Source organism: Nocardioides sp. (assembly GCF_030019515.1).
In the GTDB taxonomy this organism is placed as follows: Bacteria; Actinomycetota; Actinomycetes; order Propionibacteriales; family Nocardioidaceae; genus Nocardioides.
Map to the genome: position 1 here is coordinate 26,340 of NZ_JASEEQ010000007.1, position 11,769 is coordinate 38,108.

Genomic DNA, 11,769 nt, shown 5'->3' on the forward strand with positions numbered 1-11,769 from the left:
TCAGTTCGCGGAGCGCAACTCTTCGAGCCCAGCCTCGACCACTCTCAGCATCGATGCGGCCCCGCACCCGTCCGGGTGACAGACCTTTCCGCGATCCGCATTGTCGATGATGAATCCGGTCGCGGCGTTAGCGGCGCGGCCGGTCGCGATGGCGATGAGGTCCGCCTTGCGGCTGTACTGGCGCCCGTCTCCTCACGGGCTACTTTCTGCGGGCGGTGCGCTGAGTCAGATCGACCAATCGAGGATCGCAGACTCGACGACTCGGAGCATCGAGCCCGACCCGGAGCCATCGGGAAATACGATCTTCGCATCAGGACGGGCGTTGTCAGAGATGAAGCCCGTTGCGGCATGAGCGGCCCGCCTTGTCGCGATGACGATGATGTCTGCCCCACGGGTCTGACCTTTGAGTGACTGATTGCCCACCTTCACCGCCGAAGCCGAGACACGCGCCCTCGGCCACTGCTCGTGGATGGCTGCCTGGACCCGAGCCAGGGTCCCCGTGTCCAGGCTGTACAACAGGATCTGCGGATCCAGTTCCGAGTTGCCGTCGGTCGCGCCGTCATCCTCCGCTTCGGCAACCTGTACGGTCCAGTCGAAGTCCAGGCCGACGTCGCCGCCGACGAGAGATGCCAAGCGACGGAGGGAGATTGACAGCCGCCGCTTCTGCTCGTTGAGGGGGGCGAGAAGGGTGGTGACCAGGTCGCTGCGCCCAGTTCCGTCGACAGTCGGCCCGCACACGACGGCGTCCGCGATGTCGAGAACCCGAGTGGCATTGGTGACGGCAACCCATTGCGGGGCGTAACTGCGGAGGTCGTCCAGCAGCTCGCGGTAGGCGGCCGATCCAGGTGCTCCGCGGAGGAAGATTTGAATCAAGGAACAGAGTGCGCCGAGGTCGCTCGGGGCGAATCGCTCGGCGAGCAGGTAGTGGCGGATCAACGCCATCGCCGTTGCTGACGCTGGGTTGTCCGGATCATCGGTGTCCAGGAACCAACTAACGCCGGCAAGCAGATCGTCGACAGCCAGTTCGGGGAGTCCGTCGACAACAGCCGCCAATTGTTCGTCGATCGAACAGGCAGGCGCCCATTCGTCGGCCGCCCCCGCATCGAGGCTGACCTGCTGTGGGGTCCCCAATTGTGCAACCCAGTCCAGCCATGATCCTGCGGCGGACGGAGGAGGTACGTCATCCTCCGAGGGATGAGGCTCGACCGGCTCCTCTGCTGGAGACTCGTACTGCCCGGCATCCGCTTCCTCGACCTCCGTGAGGACCGGCGTCAACGCTGGCGCAGGAGGAGGCACCGCCGTACCCGGTGCTGCCCCCAGAGCGGAAATCAGCGCACGAACGCTGGCAGCGACGCCAGAGTTCTCCTGGAGCGCAGCGGCCAGGAAGCGGTCCTGTCGCAGCAGCGCGACCAGCGCGCAGACAGTGGCGACGCCACCGTCCTGTGTGGCGTGCAGGGACGCGTCCACGAGCATGGCGATGTCCGGGTCGGAGTCGCGGATCAAGGTGATGGCCTCATCCACGCCCTCGGACTCCAACACCGGGACGACCCGGGCCCGAGCCCAGGCGGCGAGGACGGCCTCTCTGACCAGGCGCGGGGGTTCGGTGTAGATGAGTGTCGGCAAAGATCCGTGCGTCAACAGTTCGTGATCATGGCCGAGATGCGCGAGGCGGCGGATCTGCAGGAAGGCGACATTCTCGTGCGAGATCCCGCCGAAACCTTCAATCTCTTTCAGCAACGTCAGCGATGTCTGAGCAGCGCCGGAGGCCAGTGCTACATCGAACTCGCGCAGCATCCGTCCGACAGGACGCGCTGCGGTCGGCGTTCGCAATGAGGCTGCACCGAGCGTGCTGACCAAACGCTGGAGTGCTTTGAAGGTCGGGCCTGCCGTTTGTTGCGTCGGCCGCAGCACGAACGTGGTCCCCGGACCCACAAGATCCAGGATCGCCCGTTCGATCCGGTCGGCCGGGTCGAGTCGCGCTACCCGGCCGTCGAAGGGACACCAGTGATGGGCGACGGACGCTTCGAGGAGTGAACGGACCCGCCCTGCATGGGCGGTGTCCCAACAGATCACGTAAAGGGTCGAGGGAAGCGCTATGAGATCGCGACGCGGCAGGATTACCGGGCACTCGCCACGCTTGATCAGGGCGGTTAGGAACGGCCCGATCGTGCTAACGATCTGGTTGTTCGGGTCGGCATTGGGCCAGATGCCGTTGGGCGGACCGAAGAACCGGGAGACGAACTCGTCGGGCGTCAGGTTCACGACGACCCGCCGATCCATCGGGTCCGCAACTCGAGCCGCTGCCTGGCAGCCTCACCGGGGTCAACTTGGAAGTCGATGCTCTCCTCGTTGACTTGGACACCATTCCAAGTGAAGTTCATCGAGCCCTTCATCAGCCAAGTCCAGCCGACCAGGAACTTCTCGTGCAGGTCTGGACTCGAGTAGACCTTCCACGAATCGGGGTCACCGACGCTCTCGAGTCGTTCGATGAAGCGCCGGTTGTGCTGCTCCTCGCGCAGCGCAACGTGGACGTGGGTCCCCCGTCGGCTGAGCGCACCGAGCACGTCCGTCAGCGTCAGACTGGAGCGGGCGTCAGTTCCGAGGACGGCGTCGAACTGCCTGTAGGCATTATCGATCACTACGAGGTCCGTGACCCAACCGCTGACCAACCAGAGTTCCTTGCTCGGTGAGCAGAACTCGGAGAGCAGCGCGGCCGTGAGGACGTCACTGATCGCGAGCCCGTTGCGCGGTCGGGTTCGAACGGTGCGTGAGCCACTCATTGCAACTCCTCCGCCAGCGACAGGTGCGCTCGGACCAGGCCGTGCCGCTGGTTGATCGCCGTTACCCGGCCATAGACGCGAAGGCCGTTACGTTCCACCGGCGTGACCGTAGCGTCCCGCAGTGCCCCAGCGACCGTGGTGCGTTTGGGATACGGCGCCGTGAGGACGACGCGCCCGTTGCGCTCGACGGCCTCGACGTACCTCGCGTGCCAGTCCGGGTCGGTGACATCAACCTCCACCGTGCCGTCGCGCAGAGCCCGATCAAAGATCAGCCGTTCGACCACGACGTCTCGCCGGTACGGGTGCCAGTGCTCGAGGAGTTGGGAGCGCGCGGACGGTCCGCGCAACCACAGCATCGAGAAGGCCATGTCGGCGGTAAGTGGGGCGATCGGAAAGCCGAACCTGCCCTCGTTGGCATGGAATGCCACCGCACGAGCATCGAACTCCAAGCCGAGTCGCTCCTCCTCGGTCACCCAGGCCCGCGCCAGTTTCGCGACCAACTGGTCGATTGCCGGCTTCGACCCGGGACGCAGCAGTCGGGCGGCAAAGGTTGACACGAGCAGGTGACTCGGAGGGCCGTCATTCTCCGTCCACGCCTCGAGCAGTTGCTGGAGGGCGACGTCCATCGCGCCGATACCTTCGGCAGCCCGGAAGTCGTTCACGGTTGGCGCGAACGTCGAATTCGGGTCGGCCAGGTCCTCGACGAGCCGGCGCATTGCGTCGTCGACGTCCTCCGCCTCCGTCGGCGAACAGGCACGCGCAACGGCGTCCCAGAACCGACCCGGATTGAGCGCATAGTCACGGTGCAGCGACTCAAGCAGACCCAGCCCGCCGATGGAGGTCTCGGAGATGACCACTCGGAACCGGCGGTCGTCCTGGATCTCGACATCGACCATCAGGTCGGCATCCTGGGCGTCGGGCACGCACTCCTGAACGGCAGTAAGAACAGCGCAGCCGAGGGTGTCGACCAAAACACGATCGAGGAGTTCGGAAGTCTGCACGGCGAGGTCGTCGGCGACGAACAGGAGACCGTGTTCCTCGATGACGGTACACACCAACGGCGTCGCGACCAGGTCTCGCAGGCCCGCCAGAACGCGACTCTCGTCGATCCCGCTCTCCTCTGTCCGGTAGAGGACGGCGAAGAACTCTTTGAGGTTGGCAGCCCAACGTCCGTTTGCAAGCGCCGCGGTGACGTCCGCCGACACTCCCCGATCGAGACCAAAGGACATGTACGCATGCATATACACCTCGGTGAGCCAGCCGAGTTGGAACCCGTTGGCCACCTGCTCGAGCCGGGGGTCCTCAAGCACCCGCCGCCGGAACGCCAACGTCCGCCACGCAGCGGACGAGGGGAAGTCGCCGAGCCACTCTGCGGCGTCCTTGGGCAGTCGGCCGTCAAGGATCAGCCCGTCGACATCGAGTTCGAATCCGAGTGCGGCGGCCTGGCCACCATGGGCGTACCGCACCGAGAACGGCGTCCGGGTAGAAGCCTTGCCCCGCCGCTCCTGCAACTCACCGTCCGAGCCGATAGCCATACGCTGCACCCGCAGCGGCCCGCCCGTCACGTGCAGCGCGAATCCGCACCGATCTATGAGATCAGCCCAGGTCGAGGGCATCGGGATATCGACCTCGTGCAGTGCACTCTCGGCGTACTCGAACGCCGAGCGCCACACGGGTTGGGCGGACGAGCTATCGGCGACCTCCGGCGGCGGCCTCTCGAGCTTGAGCACCAGGGGCCGCACCACGACGAACTCCTCACTGCCTGCGGTCTTCCAGACTCCGAGGCCGTGCCCCTTCTCGACGATGTCCGTAAGGTCGAGGTCAGAGCCTGGCGCCGGAAGCCGCAGCCAGGTGCGGTGGCTGGCATGGCTGTAGCCGAAGCGTCGCCGGACCCGACCCGGAACCGCCTCGCGCAACGCCGCGCCGATCGCCATCGTCGCGCCCTCTTCGTCGTTTACCCGGAAGGGGAGCGCGAACCGAACGTCGGGGGTGTTTAGCGAGTCGAACAACGTGTCCGTCATAAACTCGGGCAGCGGCTCGCGGCCCTCGGCCCCTGGATCGACGTCTCCGGCCAAAGGCGTCCAGTTCGACTCCAGCCGACGCAACGCGGTGGGGACGACGGAGAGCAGGAGCGAGCGCGGTTCTTCCCGGAGTGCTGCCTCAGCCTCATCGGCGGAGATCAGTAGGCTTCGCCGCAGGTGAGCCGCGAGCTCGCTCTGGAGTTCGGCGCTTCCGAGCAGGTTGCTCAGCAGGGCGGCTACTTCGGTGGACCGGTTGTGCGCGTTCCCCTTGTACGGCGGCCTCAGAGCCCATCGCCCGTCGACGTTCATTCGGCGGGCGATCCAGTCGATGAGTGCGTGCGTGGCCTGGATCTTGATCACGAAGCGGTTGCCGACTGGGAGCGTGCGGGCGCCGATCTCGGGGTCGAGCAACTTCTCGTAGGTCTGGTAGGCGATCCGATCGCGGCCGTAGTCGGAGAGCACCACCGCCGTGATCGGGCGCATCGCCAGCCGACGACCCGCTCGACCCCGCCGCTGCAGGAAGGACGCCATGTCGCGAGGTGCCTTGTGCTGAATAACCGCCCCGACTCTCGGGTCATTGAATCCGACCTCGAGAGACGATGTCGCCACGATTACGTCCGCCGCGGTATCGACACCGGCGTCTTGGGACGACGTCCGAGCGACTCTCAGTTTCCGGGTCATGCGCTTCAAGTGAGCCGGCAGATCCCACGACTGGCCCTCGCGGTAGCGAACTCCGGCCTGAGGACCGTTGGGCGAGCGCAGGTCGGCAAGGATCTGACCGCCCGCCAGCCCCCGCGGGTCCTCCCCCTCAGCGTCTCGCAGGTTGTCGTGCAGTCGGTTGATCACGTCGAGGTCATCGGTGAACGCGAAAGTGACCGAGCCATAGATTCCCGGTTGGTTGTCCAGCACCCGCCCCAGCAGCATCGCCGTTTGGATGGTCGTGGAGAGCAACGATGCGCCGGATACCGGGTCTCCGCGCAGCACAATCCCGTACTCGCGACTCGTGGGCAGCAGGTCGATCGTCGCAGGGGCGATCACCTCGACGTTGGCTCGCTCCACCCCGGTCAGGTTGGAGAAGAAGTCCCCGGCGTCACGCAGCGTCGCGGAGAGTCCGACCATCACAGGGCTCGGTGCTCCATGCTGTCGGTTGGCGTAGCGCCATCGGCGGAGCATCAGCGCTACTTGGGCACCGTGAACACCGGAATAGGTGTGTACCTCGTCGAGCAGGACCAAGCGGGTGCCGTTCGAACCCTTCCAGCCAAGGACTCCTGCGAGGTTCGAGTCCGTCGACTGTTTGCTCAGCATCTCCGTGGTGGTGAAGAGGATGTCTGGCGGCCGGGTCTTTAGCGATTCCCGAGTCAGCGCGACAGTCCCCTCCGGTGTCTCCTTCCCGCACTTGGGGCAGACCAGTCGCTCGACGCCCTGCGCCCGGTCAGCGTCGGTCCACACCAGGTGACTGCCACAGGCGTCGTTCAGGCACGGAAAGTACGGAGCGACCCAACTCGCACCCTGTCGGGTCCACCCCCTATGCCCCTTGGTTTCCGAGAAGTCTTTTGCGCCGTATGGCGTGCCTCCGTACAGAAGTCCGATGCGACCGGTCCTGCTGCCCGCACCGCCGAGAGGACCGAGGTTTGTGATTACCCGCAAGGTCTCGCGAGCTTGATCGCTGAGGAGGGCATTGCGTGGGTAGAGCGCCAACGTGTGCGGACCTTTGCGACTAACGTCCATGTTGGCGGCGATATCGAGCAGTGCGGGTAGATAGAACGCCCGGGTTTTGCCCGAACCGGTGCCGGCGGTGACGATGCGCCCGGCGGGATTCGGGTCCCGGAGGGCGGACAGGATCGAACGGGTCGCATGGACCTGGAAACTGGCCGAGTCATCGCTGCCGACGATGCTGCGGGCCACAGTTGTCTGCGCCTCAGTCCAGCCGTCGAGTTGCTCCAGTTCGCCGATCAGCTCATCGGGTGTGACAGAACGCGCGGGGTACCGCCGCGGAGAGACCCGGAGTCGGTAGTCAGCGACCAGTGCACTCGATTGCCTCCACCAGCCAGCCTTCGTCTGGTCCTTGGGTAGGAGTTGACGCAGGTTCCGCAGCAACCTAAGCGTCTCCGCCAGACGGGTCCGGTACTGGGGCTGGGTTTCGGGCAGTTTATGCAGCAGGCCAGCGTCGAGAAGGTGCTCGAGGTACTGGTCGTTGGAGAGCAACACCGCACCCCGGTCGGCGTCGAGGTCCAATTGCACCTCGATCGCGCTATCGACCTCGGCCGCGCTGAGGAAGCCGTCGACGACGCCCCAGGAGAGCAGGCGAAGTTCGAGGTCCTCAAGCCGACTCAGAAGGTCAGGTACGCCCGCCCAACGGTCCTGGGTCATGTGGTACTCAAGAAGATCTGTTCAGCGAGTGACGCATCGTTACGAATCAACGCCAACTCCTCGTCCGTGACCTCGGACAGCCGCAGTCGTCCCCCGTTTGAGTTGAACCGTGCGAGCAGGGCGTTGAGGTCCCCGGCATCCTCGACATCCGCGAGAATGTCTTTCACATGATCCAAACTCAGCTTGAAGAGCGTGATGTCGGACTTGTTCGGCGGTGCGACCGCGACCAACCTCAGCTTTCGTATCCGCTCCTTGGCCGACGCCTGACCCACCCCGAGGCGAGGCAGCAGTTCCTGCGGAAGCGACGCGATCTGAGCGTCGGCCCACCCCCGCCACGCGACTTTGTCGCTTTCGCTCATCTGGGACCGGAGACTGGCAGTGTCCCGGACCCGTGCGTTCAAGTACTGAGCCGTAGGCCGACCTTGAGACGCGACCCGTTCCCGGAGTGCAGTCGCCGGCTTGTCTAGTTCCGAGACTGCTTCGACTGGAACTCCAGCTTTTCTCAGGGCGCGGTGCACGGCCAGGACACCCGCAAAACCTGTGAGTTCGGCGTCCAACTTGTTGAGCGCGGTCTGGGCTTGATTCTGATCCTGCGAGGCACCCTCATCGTCCCGCTTCGTTCGACCGATCGCCGCCAGTCGCTTGGCTCGTGACAGCAAAGTGCCGGTTGCTGCCGTGTCACTCATCCGTCCCATCCTCTCCCTCAGCACCCTGTTCGGGATCGTCTTCAGCCAGGATCTCGAACCACCGTTCGATCGCCCTGTCGATGTCGGCATCGAGGTCGGCCACTTCGCCCGCATCCGCGGCCGCGTCACGCAGTCCCGCATCGATCCATTGGCTGCTGGATTCCAGGTAGTTCGCGATCGCGACCAAGTCTCCTTGCACCTCCGTGCCGACGACCTCCAGCAGTGCGAACCCGGTCTTTGACTTCGCGGACTCCAACAACTTCTCGAGTTGGACAAGCCCGGCCGGATCCCAGGTCCGGGCCGCGGTGTTAAGGTCCGCCAGCGCCGCCAGGTTCGCAACCTTGACCAGGCCATAGGGCTGCCCGATCTTGGTGACGTCGAGAATCGCGTCGACGGTTTCGAGGTAGCTGACGCCCTGCGGCAGGTAGGCGCGGGTCCTTTCGACCAGCGCCGTCCAGTAGTCGAGCTGGGTCTGGCTCGCCCGTACCAACGCCTTGAGCTTCTTGTCAGCGTCCTCGCACCACGGCGGCACCACCTGCATCGCATCCGCGGCCACTGCTTTCTTGGCCTTCCGTACGATTTCGGTCAACCGATGTGCGTCGAGCGCGTGCACCGCACCGCTGCTGCCTTGAGCTGCTCCGACGCCGGCGAGCAGGCGATCAACCGCGGCATCGCGCGCGATGACGTACTTCTCGAATGCGTCCATCCACTCCGGTGAGCGAACCGAAGCGTCGAGACGTCCCTTGCCGTCGTTGCGCCAAAGCACGGCGTTGATCAGATCGAGATCGTTCGACTTCGCAGGGAACTGTCCGCAGGCGGCCGCGCCTCGCAATAACGACGCTGCAGCCTCGATGAGTGAGGCGTCGTCGACTGCGAGCACCTGCACGATTCGGTCTCGGGCCTCGACGACAGATCCGTCCACCAGCGCATCAAGACGCGGCAGCGCCTCTCCGGCCAATTGCGGCAAACCAGCACCGATGTAGACCAGACCGCGAAGCATCATCGCCATCCGTGCGGTGCGCTTCACCGTCACCAACGGGACCACGTTGAGATGCTCGTCGGAACCCTCGATAGAGACGCTTCGGGTGCCTGCGGGAATCGCCTTGGTGACGGTCGGGACGTCCGGGTCCTTGATGACCAGTTCGAACCAGTCCAGTCTCGCGATCAGAGCTTCCCGAACGATCGCTCGGATTTCGCTCGCCAGCGCCGGGGGCATCTTCTTGTCGTTCGCCCAGTCATCGATCGCTTCGATCTTCCTCTTCACAGACCGGGGAATGTCGCCCAGACCGTCACGCTCCCCCTCGCGCTCCCCCTCCTGATCTCCGTCGCGGTCGCGATCGCGATCGGCGCCGTCCGTGTCGAAGATCGTCTCAGGGATCGGTTCATGGCTGAACGCGGACAGGATCCCCGCGTCAATCTTCTTCCGGCCGCGATCGCCCCAGAAGTTCAGCAGCACGTCCAAGCGCCCGGCCTCGCCCTCGGAGTAGTCAGCCTGGATCTTCTCTTGGACATGGAGCGGCAAACGCGGGAGAGACATCGCCGTCGACTCCTCGGCGAGGAAGGAGGACAGCGGAAACGCGCCGTCGTCGATGACGGCAGCATTGTCGTTAAGGACGTCGCGGACCGCTCGGGAGAGCACCTTGCGTGGGTTGAAGTTGGCGCGTCCCTGGCCGTCCGGGGCTTTCTCTGCGCAGGCGTTGACGGCTCTGATGAGAGCCGGCCTGTTGTAGGGATAGAGGCCGTAACCCGCGCTCGACACACCAAAGGACTCGTGACATGACGTGCTGTAGATGCACGCCATACACGCGTTTGGCACATCCGGCGACGCGCTTTCGATAGCGTCCTTCCCGACCCGGGCTGCGTTCAGGTATCGACCGACGAAGTCGACGAGTTCTTCGGTGTCGGCCCCCGCGAGATCAACGTCGACCTCGTAGAGCGGCGACGTCGGCTCCGCACGTCGACGGAAGGTGTCCGGGAGTGACTCGTAGTAGTAACCGGCTGTCACGGCCATCATCGTCCGCACGGTCGCGTAGCGCTCTTGGCCCTTGACGACGCCGACTTCGACGATCGCGTCGAGCAAATCGCGGCGTACTCCCTGGATTAGGGCAACGTCCTCGATCAGCAGAACGATTTCTTGGCCGACCAACTTCTCCCGAATCCGCATGAACGCCTGACTCACGTCGCCGACGCCAAGGCTGGCCGCCTTGGTCACAGCTACGTCGAGGAGTTCATTCAGCATCCGCACGGCCTCGGCCTGCATGGCGGCATTGCTGGACAGTCGGGTAAACAGTTTCTGGGTGGCTGCTGCGGCGTCCTTGAGGTTCGCGAAGTCGACTATGTCGAGCGGGAGTTCGTCGACGGTGAACTCGAGCGGCACGTCGGGTTCATCGGGGTCGCGACCATGCAGTGCATGGTCCGCTCGTCGCTTGATGAAAGAACCGGGGCGGAGAAGGTGCCGACGGAACAGTGGGTCGAGAAAGAACAGACTCAGCCCATTCTCGCCGACCAGTGGCATGCCGAGTGGAGTCTGTGACTCGTGAGTTCGGAGAGCTTCGGCCAACTCGGCGAGGATCTTCTGTTCCATCTGCTCCACAGTGACACCGCTGCCGAGGCTGCCAGCCCTCCGACGGATATCGTCGAACTCGGGGTCGGTCTGGTCGAGGAGGAGCCTCTCGATGACGTCCTTCAGGCTGGTCTCGGTCTTCTGCAGGTAGATCACGTGCCGCTTCGGCTGCGCGGCGATGTTGGCGTGGGTCCAGCGCACCAAGTGCGACTTGCCCGCTCCCGACTCGCCTAGGACGGTCGCGACGAGGACCCCGTTGTTCGGCTCGCTATTGAGGAACTCGTCGAGGACCTGGCGCTCGTTGACCGTTTCGATCGCGTCACGGCCGCCCTTGCCGCCACGACGGGTGATCCGCAACGGCGTGTGCGTTGCGAGCAGCACGGCGTCCGACGGTGTGGCGGCTTCGGTCGGGATGGTGGCGGTGACGACCTCCGGGGACCAGCAGACGAAGTTGACTTGCGTACTCATCGCGCTGCCTTCTTGATCGTCACGGCTGAGACATATCGCGGCTTCCCATGCTCTTGGGCGTCCGGCAGCGCCATCACGCCCGAAGGGTCGGACTGATACTTCATAGTCAGAACCTGGCGCTCCTCGGCGCTGGCCAGGGCAAGACCGAACGCGCGAAGACCGGCATCCGGATCGTCTGCGAAGCCCGGATAGGTCGCGCTCGGGTGACCAGGCAGGACCGGCAGTTCATTGCGGAGGAACTCCACAAGACTGCCGATGGGGATTTGCTCCCCCTCCGGAAGCGGATCACCGAACGGATGTTGGATGGCGTCGATCACCGCCACCGTGGGGTCGGGAACCACTTTCGCTCCGGTCCCCTTCTGAGCGGACCCGGTGCTCATGGCCGATAGCGCCGCCCGTCCGAAGCCCAACGCCTCACACCAGGGTCGGAAGGTGTTCCAGCGCGCGCTGTTCGTGAACAGGCCCTTCGGCATCACTGGAGCCACGTTCACCTCGAAGTCCAGCGGCTCGGTCGGCGATTGACGCAACAGCCAAATCAGTCCGGCACGGACGTCGGGCGCGCCCTCGAAGCCTGCGCCCAACTCGTCGGGCGGCGTGACCAGTCGGTTGCGCAGCAATCGCAAAAACGCGTGCGGACCGGCAACCTTTTCAGCACTATGCAGGCCGTCGGCGGACCGCTCCACAAGTTTGAACTCGACCAGGCCGGCGAGAGCTCGCTTGACGTGCGCACCGTCGCCGGGAGTACGTGCTCGCATCGCGTCGGGAACCACGAGCGCCAGAACCTCGTCCTGCCCCAGATCCGGACTATCCATGACGGCCCGATAGGTCAGCCACATGGCCTGTGGGAAGCACGCTGCGGGAGTCGGGTTCAGGATGTCCAC

General features: G+C 64.8%; 6 protein-coding genes. All 6 read right to left on the reverse strand.

Annotated elements, in window-relative coordinates; all coding sequences use genetic code 11:
* Positions 1-225: 225 nt before the first annotated feature.
* Genes dpdD through QMC84_RS11395 form a run of 6 tightly spaced genes read right to left on the reverse strand, consistent with a single transcriptional unit; the run spans position 226 to position 11,769 of the window.
* Positions 226-2,262, reverse strand: coding sequence for a protein DpdD (dpdD, locus tag QMC84_RS11370; RefSeq protein WP_300374908.1), 2,037 nt, complete (start codon positions 2,260-2,262; stop codon positions 226-228).
* Complete coding sequence (gene dpdK, locus QMC84_RS11375; RefSeq protein WP_300374909.1) at positions 2,259-2,780, reverse strand: phospholipase D-like domain-containing protein DpdK; 522 nt, start codon at positions 2,778-2,780, stop codon at positions 2,259-2,261. The genes dpdD and dpdK overlap by 4 nt, the downstream gene beginning before the upstream one ends.
* Positions 2,777-7,171, reverse strand: a complete 4,395-nt coding sequence (dpdJ, locus tag QMC84_RS11380) for a protein DpdJ (protein ID WP_300374910.1) — start codon at positions 7,169-7,171, stop codon at positions 2,777-2,779. The genes dpdK and dpdJ overlap by 4 nt, the downstream gene beginning before the upstream one ends.
* The gene (locus tag QMC84_RS11385) at positions 7,168-7,857 is read right to left on the reverse strand and encodes a hypothetical protein (protein ID WP_300374911.1); all 690 of its coding nucleotides are present in this window, start codon (positions 7,855-7,857) and stop codon (positions 7,168-7,170) included. Before QMC84_RS11385 ends, dpdJ begins: the two co-directional genes overlap by 4 nt.
* A complete protein-coding gene (dpdH, locus tag QMC84_RS11390; RefSeq protein ID WP_300374912.1) occupies positions 7,850-10,888 on the reverse strand; it encodes a protein DpdH in 3,039 nt (1,012 codons plus the stop codon). Before dpdH ends, QMC84_RS11385 begins: the two co-directional genes overlap by 8 nt.
* Positions 10,885-11,769, reverse strand: coding sequence for a hypothetical protein (locus QMC84_RS11395; RefSeq protein ID WP_300374913.1), 885 nt, complete (start codon positions 11,767-11,769; stop codon positions 10,885-10,887). The genes dpdH and QMC84_RS11395 overlap by 4 nt, the downstream gene beginning before the upstream one ends.